The organism is Alkalibacterium psychrotolerans, from assembly GCF_054784355.1.
Genome location: NZ_BAAGPH010000142.1, coordinates 28,549 through 44,853, shown reverse-complemented (window position 1 = coordinate 44,853; position 16,305 = coordinate 28,549). Strand labels below are relative to the sequence as shown.

At 41.7% G+C, this 16,305-nt stretch carries 9 protein-coding genes; all 9 read left to right on the top strand.

The features are described 5' to 3' along the window. Positions 1-9 precede the first annotated feature (9 nt). The 9 genes from ACYVLS_RS12045 (at position 10) to ACYVLS_RS12005 (ending at position 16,220) form a co-directional block, all read left to right on the top strand. Positions 10-1,692: an alpha-amylase family glycosyl hydrolase gene (locus tag ACYVLS_RS12045; protein WP_460324919.1), complete on the top strand. Its 1,683-nt coding sequence runs from the start codon at positions 10-12 to the stop codon at positions 1,690-1,692. Positions 1,693-1,781: 89 nt separating this feature from the next. Beyond that, on the top strand, positions 1,782-2,915 hold the full coding sequence (locus tag ACYVLS_RS12040; protein ID WP_460324916.1) for a glycerate kinase: 1,134 nt from the start codon (positions 1,782-1,784) through the stop codon (positions 2,913-2,915). 346 nt (positions 2,916-3,261) lie between these two features. Continuing rightward, a complete protein-coding gene (locus ACYVLS_RS12035; RefSeq protein WP_460324913.1) occupies positions 3,262-5,007 on the top strand; it encodes a glycoside hydrolase family 35 protein in 1,746 nt (581 codons plus the stop codon). A 96-nt stretch (positions 5,008-5,103) separates the two neighbouring features. Then, positions 5,104-7,332 (top strand): alpha-galactosidase, encoded by a 2,229-nt coding sequence (locus tag ACYVLS_RS12030; protein WP_460324910.1) that lies wholly within the window; start codon positions 5,104-5,106, stop codon positions 7,330-7,332. Positions 7,333-7,561: 229 nt separating this feature from the next. Further along, entirely contained in the window at positions 7,562-10,576 is a 3,015-nt protein-coding gene (locus ACYVLS_RS12025) for a glycoside hydrolase family 2 TIM barrel-domain containing protein (protein ID WP_460324907.1), read from the top strand. Positions 10,577-10,621: 45 nt separating this feature from the next. After that, on the top strand, positions 10,622-11,953 hold the full coding sequence (locus tag ACYVLS_RS12020; RefSeq protein ID WP_460324904.1) for an ABC transporter substrate-binding protein: 1,332 nt from the start codon (positions 10,622-10,624) through the stop codon (positions 11,951-11,953). 146 nt (positions 11,954-12,099) lie between these two features. Continuing rightward, a complete protein-coding gene (locus ACYVLS_RS12015) occupies positions 12,100-12,945 on the top strand; it encodes a carbohydrate ABC transporter permease (protein ID WP_460324949.1) in 846 nt (281 codons plus the stop codon). Then, positions 12,942-13,775 carry a carbohydrate ABC transporter permease gene (locus ACYVLS_RS12010; RefSeq protein ID WP_460324901.1) on the top strand — a complete coding sequence of 278 codons (834 nt, stop codon included), beginning with the start codon at positions 12,942-12,944 and terminating at the stop codon, positions 13,773-13,775. Before ACYVLS_RS12015 ends, ACYVLS_RS12010 begins: the two co-directional genes overlap by 4 nt. A gap of 99 nt (positions 13,776-13,874) precedes the next feature. Continuing rightward, entirely contained in the window at positions 13,875-16,220 is a 2,346-nt protein-coding gene (locus ACYVLS_RS12005; protein WP_460324898.1) for a glycoside hydrolase family 31 protein, read from the top strand. The last annotated feature ends 85 nt before the right edge of the window (positions 16,221-16,305 follow it).

Genomic DNA, 16,305 nt, shown 5'->3' with positions numbered 1-16,305 from the left:
AGTTTTAACATGAATCAGATAGACTCATTGAAACCAGTAATTGAAAAGCACCTAAAAGCAATCTACAGCGAAGACTATCAGCCTGAGTATACTGAACAACTGAACAAGTTGGTAGACAAATGGTCAGCATTAGATAATCAAACCAGTCGGCTGACAGAAGAAAATGTCTACTTGATCACTTATGGAGACAGCGTTTATGAAGAAAATCAGTCGCCGTTATCAACGCTTCACCACTTCCTAAAAGAAGAAGCAGAAGACATGATATCAGACGTGCATTTGCTTCCGATGTTTCCTTATACATCAGATGATGGCTTTTCAGTACTGGATTATAGAGAAATCAATCCGGACCTGGGTACGTGGGCCAACATTGAGGAATTCTCTAAAGATTTCCGGTTGATGTTTGATTTTGTAGCCAATCATATGTCTAAATCAAGTGACTGGTTCCAGTGTTTCTTAGCAGATGACGACAAGTTTAAACACTATTTCTTCGAGAAAACAGAAGATTTTGACACTTCCAATGTTGTTCGACCGAGAACATCTCCATTGTTTCATTCCTACGAAGGAGAGAATGGTACGAAAACAGTTTGGACTACGTTCAGCGAGGACCAAGTTGACGTCAACTTTAACCATTTCCCAGTTCTGCTCGAAATGACTGAGATTTTACTGGAATATATTGAAAAGGGTGCCTCGAGTGTCAGACTGGATGCGATTGGTTTCATATGGAAACAATCAGGGTCATCTTGTATCCACCTAGATCAGGCTCATGAAATTATTAAGTTGTGGAACACAATTACTTCAGTCATAGATTCGGAAGTACAAATTATTACTGAAACGAATGTACCGCATAAGGAAAACATTTCGTATTTTGGCAACGGCACTAACGAAGCGCACATGGTCTATCAATTTACTTTGCCGCCTTTAGTTCAGTACAGTTTCGCTACACAAAATGCGGAAAAGTTATCGGAATGGGCAAAGACAATTGAGAAAGTCTCAGACCAGTCAACGTACTTTAACTTCCTGGCGAGTCATGACGGCATTGGAGTAAGACCAGTGGAAGGGATTCTAAACAACGATGAACTTGGTAATCTGCTGGATAAAGTCAAACAGAATGGTGGAGAAGTTTCATATAAGACTAATCCAGATGGCAGTGAGTCACCATATGAGCTGAACATTAATTATATGGATATGTTAAAAGATGAAGAGGATTCTCCTGAACAGCTGGTGCAAAAATCATTGGCTGCCCATTCCATACTGTTATCTTTCATCGGTGTACCGGCTATTTATTATCACTCGCTACTGGGATCGGGTAATGACCGGGAAGGTTTGGAAAAGTCAGGAATTAACCGACGCATCAACCGCGAAAAGCTGGAAGTTAATCAGTTGAAAGAGGAACTGAGAAGTAACTCACGTCGGCAGTCGATTTTTAACGGCATGAAAAACATGATTGCTGTCAGAAAATCATCATCGGCATTTTCTCCTTATGCAGAGCAGAAAATAATCGAGTCTGACGACAGAGTTTTTTCATTAATTAGAGAGAACGTGGAAACTGCTGAACGTATCTTCTTTGCGGTAAATGTATCGGATGAGGTTGTTGAAGTAAACCTCCCGTTTGACGGCACAGAGCTGCAATCACAGAAAGAGGCAGTCGGAAAACATACCTTGAATCCTTATGAATTTATTTGGGTAAGATAAATAGACTTCAATATTCACTGCAATCTTATTGTATAATGAAGCCACAGCAATAATTTATAATTAAGAACGTTTTAGATAGGATGGATACGATGAAGATAGTGATTGCCCCTGATTCATTTAAAGAAAGTCTGACGGCGCTGGAAGCCTGCGAGGCGATTGAAGCAGGAATGAAATCTGTTTTTCCGGATGCTGAGTATGTCAAGGTTCCAATGGCAGACGGGGGAGAAGGGACTGTGCAGTCGGTTATCGATTCAACTGGCGGCACGTTAAAGACAATCGAGGTAACTGGTCCACTGAATCAGCCGGTTGAAGCTTCATATGGTTTGTCTGGTGACAGAACATTGGCTGTAATTGAAATGGCAGCTTCATCCGGTCTGGATCAAGTTCCGTTTGAAAAAAGGAACCCGATGATTACGACCACATACGGTTTCGGAGAACTGATTAAAGATGCTTTGGATGAAGGCGTGGAGGAGATTCTCCTCGGCCTTGGCGGAAGTGCGACGAATGACGGTGGCGCAGGTATGATTATGAGCCTTGGCGGCCGACTTCTTGATAAAAAGGGACAATCAATTTCACTAGGAGGAGAAGGACTTAAAGACCTCGTTGAAATTGATTTATCGGGCATGCATCCTAGGCTGAAAGATGTCAACTTTCGTGTAGCCTGTGACGTTGATAATCCTTTAACTGGTAAAAAGGGTGCATCCTTCATTTACGGTCCCCAAAAAGGTGGAACGTCTGATCAACTGGAACAGCTGGATAGTTACCTGGGACATTTTGCAGAAGTCATCAGACAGAAGCTCGGTGTTAATCTCGAAGACGTTCTTGGAGCAGGAGCAGCTGGGGGATTAGGAGCCGGCATCATGGCTTTCTTAAACGGCAAACTAGAAAACGGCGGCGAACTCTTAGTCGATATACTCGAGCTCGATGAAAAAGTAGCGAATGCGGATTTGGTCATAACGGGGGAAGGTGGTATTAATCACCAGACTATTTACGGAAAAACACCCGTAGCTGTTTCCCGTGTCGCAAAGAAACACGGTGTTCCGGTGATTGCACTTGCAGGTTCGATTTCAGAAGGATACGAATCTGTTTACGATGAAGGGATTCATGCCGTATTCAGTATCTTGAATCAGCCCGTTTCTTTGGAAGACGCGTTAAGTCAAGGCTACGCCAATCTAAAACAGACAGCCGAAAATGTAGCGCGGGTTATTCAATTAGGTAATTAAATAAGGAAGACCAGCTGCGGCTGGTCTTTTTCTATTTGAAAAGAACTGTTTGAGTGTAATCGATATAAGGTGAGGATTTCCAACGTCAAACTTGTACCGATTAGCTGTTATTCGGTATGAGTTTCGCAAATTTAAGTGAGAACTTGTGTCGTAAGATGTTATTCGGCATAACTTTGCATATCAAACGGCCGAACTTGTATCGATTAACCCCTAATCGGAAGGAGTTTCACAGAAACTCCGACAAACTTAGTAAGTTCATGTTTATTCTTAAAAACAATGAAAAGGTTTACAACAATTCAAATAATCTGTACTCTTTACTTATTAAGAAGTTAAAAGGAGAAGTGCTATGTTTGAAATTAAAGAAGATTTTTACTGGAACGGGAAACCTATAAAAATTATTTCCGGAGCTATTCATTATTTCCGGGTGGTGCCGGAATACTGGGAAGACAGGCTATTGAAGCTCAAGGCTATGGGGTGCAATACAGTTGAAACTTATGTACCCTGGAACTTCCACGAACCACAGGAAGGGGAGTTTAATTTTGAGGGACAGGCAGATCTCGCGCAGTTCTTAAAAACCGCAGAGTCTCTTGAGCTGTTCGTTATACTGAGGCCGTCTCCTTTTATCTGCGCGGAATGGGAGTTTGGAGGACTGCCGGGTTGGCTTTTAAAAGACAGAAATATGCGTTTGAGAACTGATTTTGCACCTTTCATGGAGAAAGTGGCGAACTATTTTGATCGGCTATTCAAAGAAGTCAACTCACTTCAAGTTACTGAAAATGGGCCGATTATTATGATGCAGGTAGAAAACGAATACGGCAGTTACAGTAATGATAAGAGCTACATGAACAAACTGACTCAGCTGATGAGAGATAATGGTGTCGCCGTTCCTCTGGTCACCAGTGGTGGGACTTGGCTGGATATGCTGGAAAACGGAACACTCACAGAGCAGACTTTGCCTACGGTGAATTTTGGTTCAAAGCCTGAGGAGCATTTTACAGCATTGAAAGATTTTGTAGGTAAACCAATCCCTCTAATGGTAATGGAATTTTGGAATGGCTGGTTTACTGCGTGGGGAGACAAGGAGTTCAAGAAAACGGACAGTCATGAACAAGCCGAAGCAGTTAAAGCTATTTTAGAATTGGGGCACATCAATTTTTATATGTTCCACGGTGGCACGCAGTTTGGCTTTTTTAACGGATCGAACTACTATGATGAACTGACGCCTGATGTGACATCTTATGACTATGATGCACCCTTAACCGAATGGGGAGAGGTGACTAAAAAGTACAAACTGTTTAGAAAAACAATTGAACCATTCATTGAGACAGAATTACCGGCTTTACCTGAACCCATCAAGTTGAAAGCTTACGGAAAAATAGAAGTCAGCGAGAAAACGTCTCTATTCGCAAATATAAATAATCTTTCTGAACCAATAGAAAAACCCTATATCCAATCAATGGAAGAGCTGAACCAGTCACTTGGCTATATCATTTATGAGCATAATTTAGGAAAAGCGAGAACAATAGAAGATTTCAGATTACTTGGAGCAGCTGATAGGGCGAAAGTCTACGTTAACGGCAAACACATGATTACTCAATATGATAAAGAACTCGGGGATAAGGTCATGTTTGATTTAATGGATGATGAAAATAAGCTCTCTATCCTAGTCGAAAACATGGGCAGGGTCTATTACGGCCCGAGAATGATGCATCAGAGAAAAGGCATTGCCGATGGTGTACTCGTTAATGGTGCGTTAAGAAGTGACTGGGCCACGTACCCTCTTCCTTTAGATAATATCGAAAAAGTGGATTATAACCAAAATTATGAAAGTAATCAGCCGGCTTTCTACAAGTTCGAATTAACCATTGAAAGTAAGTTGGACACCTTTATTGATATGTCAGGGTGGGGAAAAGGCTGTGTATTTATTAATGGCTTTAACATTGGAAGATTCTGGGAAAAAGGGCCACAGTATAAACTTTATATACCGTCGCCTTTGTTGAAAGAGGGGGCTAATGAAATTGTTGTATTTGAAACCGAAGGCGTCAGTCAATCAGAAATCGAATTTACAGATGAGCCGCCATTTAAAATATAATTCAGTTAATATGTCGTCAGCAGGCAATTAATATTTGAACATTAGTAAATTTAATGGTATAAATTTAGTAAACGTTTACAAAAACAGGAGGCCGACATGTCTATACATTTTAATGAGCAGTCTAAAAGTTTTCATTTAAACAACAAGTGGGTCAGCTATCAGCTAGCCGTTGTCCACGGAAAGTATCTGGCACATGTCTACTGGGGAAAGTCCATTGCCAACCTTAATGCGGACAGTGATTTTCCAATGTGGGATCGTTCTTTCTCGCCTAATCCCAGCGGATCAACAGACCGAGTTTTTTCTCTAAATACGCTTCCTCAGGAATATCCAGGGAATAATAATGGAGACTACAGGGAATCAGCTTTTGAAATAGGCTATACTGACGGGACCTTTTCAACACAGCTTGAGTATGAATCCTTTTCAATTGAAGAGGGGAAAAAACCGTTAAAAGGACTGCCACATACTTATTTGTCAAAAGAAAATCAAGCTCAGACACTGAAAATAAATCTAAGAGATAAAATCAGTCAATTGCTGGTCGAACTTACCTATACTATTTTCGAAAATTATCCTGTCATTACTCGATCAGTTAAGGTTTTAAATCAAGGAGAAAAAACAATTGAACTAAATAAACTGTTAACTGTCTCACTCGATTTTGACCGTTCTGATTTTGAACTGATTCAATTGCCTGGAGGATGGGGAAGAGAAAGAGATATCGTTCGGCATCCTATCCACCGTGGTGTGCATCGCATTGATTCTAAACGAGGGACAACCAGCCACACGTATCAGCCATTTGTAGGCTTATGTGACCGGCACACTACTGAGCAGTCAGGTGAAGTATTTGGTCTGCATTTTGTTTATTCAGGTGAGTTCATGTCCAATATTGAGGTAACAGAATACAATCAGACTCGACTGCAAATGGGAATCAGCTCACAGCATTTCAACTGGCAGCTTGAACCAGGAGAAATCTTCCAGACGCCTGAAGTAGTTATGGCTTATTCCGGCAGCGGCCTGAACGATTTTTCGCAGACACTGCACGGTTTTTACCAGCACCATTTAATAAGAGGCTCATACCAGTTTGAAGAACGGCCTGTCCTGATAAATAATTGGGAAGGTACTTATTTTGATTTTACTGAAGATAAGATTCTCGATATGGCCGACAAGGCAGTTGATTTGGGGCTTGAGTTATTTGTTCTCGATGATGGCTGGTTTGGCAAGCGTAATGACGATAAGACATCCTTGGGCGACTGGTTTGTGTTCGAAGAGAAGTTACCTAACGGATTAAAAAGTCTTGCGGAAAAGATCAGAGCTAAAGGGTTGAAATTTGGCTTATGGTTTGAACCGGAAATGGTTTCAGAAGACAGTGAGCTGTTCAGACATCATCCGGACTGGGTACTTAAAGCAGCTGGACGCGATGCTTCTTCAGGAAGAGACCAGTATATATTAGACTTCACTCGAAAAGAAGTGAGAGCGAATATTGTCAGTCAGATGAAAGCAATCCTGGATGACGTGCCGATTGATTATATTAAGTGGGATTTTAACCGCAATATGACTGAAATTGGTTCACAGGATTCAAGTGTGAGAGACGGTGAAGTAACTCACCGCTACATGCTGGGTTTGTATGAAGTCCTGGAAGAACTGACGTCCTCGTATCCAAATATTCTCTGGGAGAGTTGTTCAGGAGGAGGCGGCCGTTATGATCCGGGGATGCTGCACTACATGCCTCAGACATGGACCTCAGATAATACCGATGCAGTTGCGCGGCTGGAAATTCAGTCAGGTACGAGTTTAGTACTACCCATTAGTTCAATGGGAGCGCATGTTTCTGCTGTTCCGAATCACCAGGTTAACCGCACGACTTCTCTTAAAATGAGAGGAGACGTTGCCAGTGCGGGGAACCTTGGGTATGAATTGGATCCGACCAGTCTGTCTGATGAAGAAAAGCATATCGTCAAAGAGCAGATACGTTTCTACAAGGAAAATCGTCGGCTGATTCAGTATGGTCAATTTTACCGTTTGCTGTCACCATTTGATCTGACAAACGAAACAGCCTGGCTGTTTGTTGATGAAGCGAAAGACGAAGCACTCTTTTTCTATTATCTCATTTTAGATAAAACCAACACAATGCGTCCGAGAGTGAAGATGGCTGGCCTTGATCCGGATAAGAAGTACAGAATTGAAGGAAAAAGCAGAGAATACTATGGAAGTGAACTAATGTATAAAGGATTATTCATACAGCCGCCGCTTCCCGATTCTGTTTCGCAGTCAAGTTACCAGGTTAATGGAGATTTCAGAAGTATATCTTACAAACTGACGGCAGTCACATGATGGAAGTACACATGTGACGAAATAAAAAAACTGTCGGAAACAGTGTAAGAACGGCATCTTTACTAAATATAGTAAAAATATTTAGGAAAACGCTTGCACTTCTTCGTGAATTTTTTTATAGTATAGATACAAAAGAAATAAAACGGTTACATTACAAAAGTTTATCAAGAGAGGCGGGATTTTTATTCAAAAGAATTATTTAGAACAATCGATTGTTCACAAAAATCGAATGAAAGAATACGCTTATCATTTTCAATATGACAGTCTTGAAAAAGCCCGACTGAATGACAGAATGCAGTCTAAAGGATTTCAGCTGCTGAATGGGGACTGGAAGTTTCACTACAGCGCCTATCCTGAAAGCTGTCCAGAAGGGTTTTATCATCCTGAATTTGATGATTCAAGGTGGGATAGTATAAAGGTCCCATCCAACTGGCAGTTTGAAGGTTACGACCGGCCGCACTATACAAACGTCCAGTATCCTTTTCCGGTTGATCCACCCCACATTCCGTCAGAGAATCCAACGGGAATCTATAGAAGAGAGTTCTTTATCAGCTCAGTAGATGACTACAGCTCGCTAAGGTTCGAAGGGGTGGATGGCGCATTTGATATATGGGTAAATGGTCAGTATGTAGGGTATTCGACTGGCAGTCGCACCGCCGCTGAATTTGATGTATCCGCACTTATTCAAGAGGGTAGAAATACTGTTACGGTTAAAGTATATAAATGGTCTGCTCAGACTTACCTGGAAGATCAGGATATGTGGTGGTTATCAGGGATTTTCAGAGATGTATACATTAAAACTTCAGGAAGCAGTAGAATTAAAGACTTTACTATAAAAACTCTATTTGACAAAAACTATGAACATGCTGAATTATCTGTACAGACTGAAGTCTCAGAAGAAGCGATCGGCAGTAAAATGACTTTTATACTGGATGATGGTAATTCTGAAGTGTTTAAAGAAGACATTCAAATCGACTCGACTACTAGGGTGTTTAACAAGCAGGTAATGAATCCTGAAAAGTGGTCAGCTGAATCACCTCATTTATATAATCTCTATATACAGTTACATGACGGTGCGGAAAAAGTTAGTGTCATACCACAGAAAGTCGGTTTCCGAGAAATCAGACTTAACAAGGGACTAATAGAGGTTAATGGAAAACCTATCCTCTTTAAAGGCGTCAACCGTCATGAGTTTCATCCAGACATGGGCCACTATATACCGGTGTCGGTAATGAAAGAAGACATCCGATTGATGAAAGCACACAATATAAATGCAGTGAGAACCTCGCATTATCCGAGCGACCCAAGATTTTATGAGTTATGTGATGAGTATGGCCTCTATGTTATTGACGAAGTTGATATCGAAACGCATGGATTTGTCTTTGTAAATGACTGGGACCGGCTGAGCGACAGCGAGGAATGGACAGAAGCTTATCTCGACCGTATGAAGAGGATGGTGGAGAGAGACAAAAATAGACCATCCGTTCTAATCTGGTCACTGGGTAATGAATCGGGCTTTGGTCAGAATCATCTCGCAATGGCTGACTGGACTCGGGAAAAAGACGACACACGCTTAATTCATTATGAGGGGGAGACCCGCTATATTCTAGAACGTTCCAACTTTGAACCGACAGACGTCAATCAGAGTGCAGATATGTTCTCTACTATGTACACAGACGTAGACACTATGGAAAAACTGGGCAAGCAGACTCACTTAACTCAACCACATATCTTATGTGAATTTGCTCATGCAATGGGTAATGGTCCGGGAGGATTTAAAGAATACGTTGACTTGTTTTATCGTTACCCACGCTTGCAGGGAGGCTTTGTCTGGGAATGGATTGATCACGGTATTCGGGCAATTAATGAAAATGGTGAAGAGTTCTTTGCATACGGAGGCGATTTTGGTGAAGACCCGCATGACGGGAACTTTGTTATCGATGGTCTGATTTTCCCGGACCGAAAACCTTCACCGGCCCTGACAGAATATAAGAAGGCCATTGAACCAATCAGAGTTGAACTGGAAGCATCTGAGGAAAACACCATTAAAGTAACCAATCTACATGATTTTATCAGTTTAGATCATGTGTACGGACTTTATGAAGTCATGCGTGGAGAAGAGATTTTACAGAACGGAACCATTAATACTGACAATATTGTTCCAGGAGAGTCCGAACTGTATCATTTGGAACTGAATGATGTTGATGTGAACGAGCCTGTTTACCTTAATGTACAATTCGTACTGAAGTATCCAAACAACTGGGCGGATATCGGTCATGAAGTGGCATGGGGACAACTCAAATTACGAGAGGGACAAGTTGCGTATCCAGTCAATTCAGAAATGCCGTCAGAACCAGTATCGTGTTCAGAAAATGGTGAGGAGGTAGAAATTGGCAATTCACTATTTAATGTGACATTTAATCGTTTCAGTGGAAAACTTCTACGATATATCTACAATGGAGAGGACCTGATTACTAAAGGACCAGCGCATAACTTCTGGCGGGCACTGACTGATAATGATAGGATTAGCCATGATGAATTCAAGTCATCAAACAGTGAAAAACATTGGAAGGCATTTGCGCTCGATAAAATGCAGGAAAGAATTGAATCTTTCGATATAGAGCAAGGTGATAGTCAAACTATTAAAATAGTTGTTAAGAGTACGTTGGCACCACCGATTTTTGAATGGGGATTCCGCTGTGAATCAACTTATACCGTTCGCGAAACAGGCCAGATAGATTTTTCCGTTTCTTCAAAGGCATTCGGAAAAGGGTGTGAGACGTTACCTAAAATTGGAAGTCAGCTCATGATTTCCAAGGACTTATCTTCAACTAAATGGCAGGGGTTAGGGCCTGGAGAATCTTATCCAGACATCTCACTGGCTGTGAGAGAAGGCATTTGGAAAAAAGATACAAATAAGCTGACAACGCCTTACATTATGCCTCAGGAAAGTGGTAACAGGAGCGACGTGCACTGGGCAGCATTCTATAATGAACGAGGAGAAGGCTTGCTGGTCAAAGGCGATTCATTTAATTTTTCCGTCAGTGAATTTTCAACACGTGACCTTGATGAGTCTAAACACCGCTTTGAGTTAACACCATTGAAAGGGTATGAACTGAATTTAGATTACAAAGTCAACGGTATCGGTTCATCCAGTTGTGGTCCGGGTGTCATGGACCAGTATCAGCTTAAAAATGAGTCGTACGCATACTCATTATCCTTAATTCCTTATCTGCACCATTAATTATGTGTTAAACCATTAAAAAAATAAAAAAGTGGAGGGGTAAACATGATTAACAAAAAAGCATATTTAGCTTTAAGTGCATCAGCGTTACTACTATTAGCCGCATGCGGCAACGGGAATGGCACAGGAAATGGCAACGGCAATGGGGATGCCGCCGACGGTGATGATTTTGAAGGGGTTACTGATGATCCGACCGAATTAACGGTCTGGACATGGGATCCAAACTTCAACGTTGTGGCACTCGAAATGGCAGAAGAACGTTATCAGGAGGATAATCCGGATTTCAGTTTGAATATAGTCGAAAACTCTCAGGAAGACGTCGTACAGAGACTTAACACAAGCTTGAGCTCGGGTGTAGAGACAGGACTTCCTAATATCGTATTCATTGAAGATTACCGTGCACCGAGCTTCTTGAACTCCTATGAAGGTTCCTTCTATGCTCTTGGTGATTATTACGAGACTGATGATTTTGCGGATTATAAACTGGCTGCGGGAACACATGAAGATAATGTGTATAACGTTCCATTTGATACAGGCGTAACTGGACTTTATGTACGAACTGATTATCTAGAAGAAGCCGGCTATTCATTGGATGACCTTCAAGATTTAACTTGGGAAGAGTACATTGAAATTGGTGAAGATGTCTACGAGCAGACGGGAATCAGCTGGATTACCAATGACCATGGCGATTTAGGCTTGATGCGTGTCATGATGCAGTCATCAGGTGAGTGGTGGACAGATGAAGAGGATGGGGTTACTCCTTACATCGAAGGAAATGAATCTCTTCGTCTGGCTTTTGAAAACTACAAGCAAATGGTTGATGCAGGCATTATGAATGTCCATAATGAATGGGATCAGTTCATTCAGACATTTAATAATGGAGATGTAGTTACAGTTCCAACCGGTAACTGGATTAACGCATCTATCATGCAGGCGGAAGATCAGTCTGGCGATTGGGGAATTGCTCCTATTCCAAGACAAAGTATTGAAGGCTCAGTCAACGCATCAAACTTAGGTGGATCATCTATCTATGTTCTTGATGTTGAAAGTAAAGAAATGGCTGCAGAATTTTTAGCTGCCACATTTGGTTCCGATGTAGACTTCTATCAGGACCTATTAGTCGAAATTGGAGCTATGGGTGCTTATGAACCGGCTACTGAAGGAGAAGCCTATGAATATGAAGCAGAATTTTATGGCGGACAGCAGATTTATCAGGATCTAGCAGAATGGACACAGGAGATTCCTGAAGTTGAGTTTGGTCAGAGAACCTATGAAATTCAGGATATCTTAGCTGTCGCTCTGCAAGATTATCTGGGTGGCGCTGACTTAGATGATGTACTTGAAAATGCACAGAGTCAAGCAGAATCAGCAATGTAAGTTCTGAAGCGATTTACACTACAGGCTCTTTCAATCTAAAACGTTGAGAGAGCCTTTATTGCTTAAAAGGGGGAAAAATTATGTCATCCGATAAAGTGAGCCCCAAGAAAAAAAAGATGGGGAAACTTGAACGCAATCGAGTGATTATGAGTTGGACATTTGTCATTATTCCAACCATGTTTATTGTACTGTTCTATTTTTATCCGATGATTCAGGCTTTCTGGATTTCACTTCATACAGGAGCAGGTGTCAATTTAAATTTCACAGGACTGGATAACTATCGACGTTTATTCAATGATCAGGCCTTTATTAGAGCCATGACCAACACGTTTATATTTTTGATTTTTCAAATACCGTTAATGATTATTCTAGCGTTAATGTTCTCTGTGCTTTTAAATCAGAAAACGCTGAAATTTAAAGGTGTATTTAGAACAATTGTCTTTCTTCCGGCTATCACTTCTTTGGTAGCATACTCACTGGTATTCCGCTACCTCTTTGCTAATAACGGCATCGTGAATCAGGTACTGATGGCTATAAATTTAGTAGACAGTCCAATTTTATGGCTGGGTAATCCGTTCTGGGCACGTGTTTTGATTATCATTGCCATAACTTGGAGATGGACAGGATACAATATGATCTTTTACTTATCCGCTTTACAAAATGTGGACCCTAGTATTTATGAAGCTGCCCGTATGGATGGTGCGAACGCCATTCAGCAGTTTTTCAAGATTACTATTCCGATGCTGAGACCGGTGATTCTGTTTACATCCATCACGTCAACTATCGGAACACTCCAATTGTTTGATGAACCGATGAACTTGACTGGTGGAGGACCGGGAAATGCCACGACGACGCTTTCCCAGTACATTTATAACTTGTCATTTGAATACACACCTAACTTCGGTTACGCTTCAGCCGTTTCTTATAGTATTGTGGTGTTTGTAATTATACTATCAGTTATCCAATTCAGAGTAGGGAGGGAGAAAAAATGAAACAAAATGATACGATGAAAAAGGTATTAATGTATTCTTTTCTCATTTTGACTTCACTTATATTTTTCTTTCCTTTCTATTTTCTGATTATTAGTATTACTAATCCCTCAATTGATATTACAAGAGGCCGGATGCTGCCGGGGACTCATTTCATGGAAAACTTCCGGACCATGCTGGAAACGACCCTCTTATCCAGAGCGGTTATTAATTCAACCATTGTGTCAGTCGGACAGACGATTCTTTCCATATTTATTTCTTCATTAGCCGGGTATGGGTTTGAGGTGCACAAAAGTAGAGGAAAAGAGATGGTCTACAACATTATTCTTCTCTCCATGATGATACCTTTTGCTGCCTTGATGGTTCCGCTATTCAGACTCTTCGGGACGATTTCTGGCATTGCACCTAATTTAGGAATAGATACCTTGTTTGGTGTTATCCTTCCTTATGTATCAACTGCCTTTCTAGTTTTCTTTTTTAGACAGAATACTAAGATGTTTCCTAAGGAGTTGCTTGAAGCAGGCAGGATGGACGGCTTGTCTGAGCTGGGATTGTTTTTGAAAATATATATTCCAACGATGAAAACGACCTATGCTGCTGCGGGAATTGTTACATTTATGGGCGCATGGAATAACTTCTTATGGCCTTTAGTTATTCTTCAGTCACCAAGTAACTACACGGTGCCACTTGTTATCTCAGCCATGGGGTCAGGGTACACGATTGATTACGGTGCAGTTATGATTGCCATCTTCTTTACAACCATACCTACCGCAATCATATTCTTCGTTTTACAGAAACATTTCGTTGCCGGTATGGTCGGCTCGATTAAATAAGCCAATAAATGCTACAATAAAAATACAGAGACAAACGCAAATGGTTTGTCTGCTGTATTTTTATTTTTTGCTTAACGATTATTAAAAGGAGTGACCACCATGTCAGACAATCAGCTGATTCCTCAGTCCGATCATATCATTCAAGGTGACCGTTACCGCTTTTCAATATTGACAGAAAAACTGGTGCGAATGGAGTATTCAGAAACAGGCGAGTTCGAAGACCGTGCCACGCAACTCGTTCAGAATCGCCAGCTTAATGACTCTGTCAGCTTCGATGTTAAAGAGACTGAAGACACACTTGAAATCATGACATCAACTTTTCATTTATTTTATGTAAAGGAAAAGGTATTTTCGCCTCAGAATTTACATGTTGACGTAAAATACAATTATTCCAATTACACGAACCGCTGGTATTATGGTCAGCAAGTTAAAACATTAAAAGGTGCACTCAGAACGGTTGACCGCGTGGATGGAGAAGCGGAACTGGAAGACAGCATCATTTCCAAATACGGTTATGCGGCTCTGGACGATTCTGATTCCTTTGTATTTGAAGGGGACGAGGGTGATGTGAACGTGAAGAATCACATACACCCGGATGTTTACTTTTTCTCATATGGACGCAACTATCTGGAAGCGGTACAGGATTATTTTCGTCTGACCGGCTTTCCGCCAAGCCTTCCGCGCTTTGCTTTAGGTAACTGGTGGAGTCGCTACTGGAAGTATACAGAGGAATCCTATCTTAATTTAATTAATCGCTTTGAAGAAGAACAGATTCCGTTGGCGGTCAGTGTTATAGATATGGACTGGCATTTAACGGATGTCCCATTTAAATACGGCAGCAGCTGGACGGGCTATACGTGGAACAGAGATTTCTTTCCAGATCCGGAGCGTTTTCTGTCACGTCTCGACGAGAAAGGTCTGGCTGTAACGCTGAATGTCCATCCAGCTGACGGCATCCGAGCATTTGAAGAGCAGTATGATAGGGTTGCGGACCGGCTGGGACTGGATAAAGAGAAAGAAGAACCGGCAAAATTCGATTTGATGGATGACCGATTCAGACCAGTTTACTTTGAAGAAGTACATCACCCTTTTGAAGACATAGGGGTAGACTTCTGGTGGATTGACTGGCAGCAGGGTGAATACTCAACGAGTGATATTGATCCCTTGTGGCTTTTGAATCACTATCACTTTAAAGATCTGGAAGAGCGAAACAAAGAGGCGCTTATCCTGTCACGCTATGCGGGTCCGGGCAGCCACCGCTATCCAATTGGCTTTTCTGGAGATTCCGTCATTTCCTGGGCGTCACTGGCTTTCCAGCCCTATTTAACCGCTACGTCATCTAACATAGGCTACACTTGGTGGAGTCACGATATCGGCGGACACTTCAAAGGCTACAAAGATGAAGAGCTGACTCAGCGCTGGTTCCAGTTTGGTGTATTCAGCCCGATTAACCGCCTGCACAGCTCTAATAGCGCTTTTTCCAGCAAAGAACCATGGACCTACAGCTCATCGGTCAAAGAGAATATGAGTCGCTTTCTTCGGCTGCGACATGCACTGATTCCTTACATTGATACGTTTAATGTGCTGACGCATGAAAAAGGCATTCCGCTGGTTCAGCCGGTTTATTACCAACATCCCTTTGATGAACACGCTTATCAGGTGAAAAATGAATATTACTTTGGCAGCCAGCTGCTCGTCCTGCCGATTACATCCAAAAAGGATGAAGAAACTCTTTACGGGAGTGACGTCATCTATTTTCCTGAAGGGAACTGGTTTGATGTGTTTTCAAACTTCCGCTACAAGGGGAACGGCCAGCTGAGAGTGTACCGTGAACCCGAGCAAATGCCAGTCTTTGCCAAGCAAGGCAGCATCATTCCAATGGACGCTAAACCGACTGAAACTAAAGCGTCTGAATTTCCTGACGAACTGGAATGGCTCATTTATCCCGGGAAAAGTAACGCCTTTGAACTGATTGAAGAGAAAGAAGGGAAGCGATCGGTGACAGTGTGTTCGCTGGATGTAGAAAAGCAGACGCTGACGCTTGCTTATAAGGGTGAAGTAAGCCCTGTTCAAGAAGAGCGTGTGCATACGTTCCATTTTAACGCTTCTGAAACAGTCAAAATCTCGGACATTACTGGCGCAGAACTGTTAGATACGTCCTTTGATGAAAAACTGAAGCGGACCTCGGTGACCATTAACGTGACTGATGCAAGTAAAGTAGAACTACACTGGACAAGCTTTGATGTGCTAGAGAAGCAGGACATTACTAGTGAGCTGTTCAAGCGTTTGAATACTGCTCAGATAGGGTACTTCCTGAAAGATGATTTGTACAATGAATTTACAAGCAGTGAATCTGATATTAGTTTAATGTCGACGGTTAACGAACTGGATGAGGAACAGCTGAGTCGCTCACTCTTTGAACTTCTGTATATAAAAAACAGCTAGCAAGGTAATAATTTTGTCGATAGTCATTTAGACAGGTGCTCAGGCACCTGTCTTTTTTGCCATGTAAGCTAGTCCTAAGCGTATT

Bases quoted from the DNA above. Each gene is read 5' to 3' on its own strand.
- ACYVLS_RS12035 (WP_460324913.1), top strand. From the start codon at position 3,262: ATGTTTGAAATTAAAGAAGATTTTTACTGGAACGGGAAACCTATAAAA.
- ACYVLS_RS12025 (WP_460324907.1), top strand. From the start codon at position 7,562: ATGAAAGAATACGCTTATCATTTTCAATATGACAGTCTTGAAAAAGCC.
- ACYVLS_RS12020 (WP_460324904.1), top strand. From the start codon at position 10,622: ATGATTAACAAAAAAGCATATTTAGCTTTAAGTGCATCAGCGTTACTA.
- ACYVLS_RS12030 (WP_460324910.1), top strand. From the start codon at position 5,104: ATGTCTATACATTTTAATGAGCAGTCTAAAAGTTTTCATTTAAACAAC.
- ACYVLS_RS12040 (WP_460324916.1), top strand. From the start codon at position 1,782: ATGAAGATAGTGATTGCCCCTGATTCATTTAAAGAAAGTCTGACGGCG.
- ACYVLS_RS12005 (WP_460324898.1), top strand. From the start codon at position 13,875: ATGTCAGACAATCAGCTGATTCCTCAGTCCGATCATATCATTCAAGGT.
- ACYVLS_RS12010 (WP_460324901.1), top strand. From the start codon at position 12,942: ATGAAACAAAATGATACGATGAAAAAGGTATTAATGTATTCTTTTCTC.
- ACYVLS_RS12045 (WP_460324919.1), top strand. From the start codon at position 10: ATGAATCAGATAGACTCATTGAAACCAGTAATTGAAAAGCACCTAAAA.
- ACYVLS_RS12015 (WP_460324949.1), top strand. From the start codon at position 12,100: ATGAGTTGGACATTTGTCATTATTCCAACCATGTTTATTGTACTGTTC.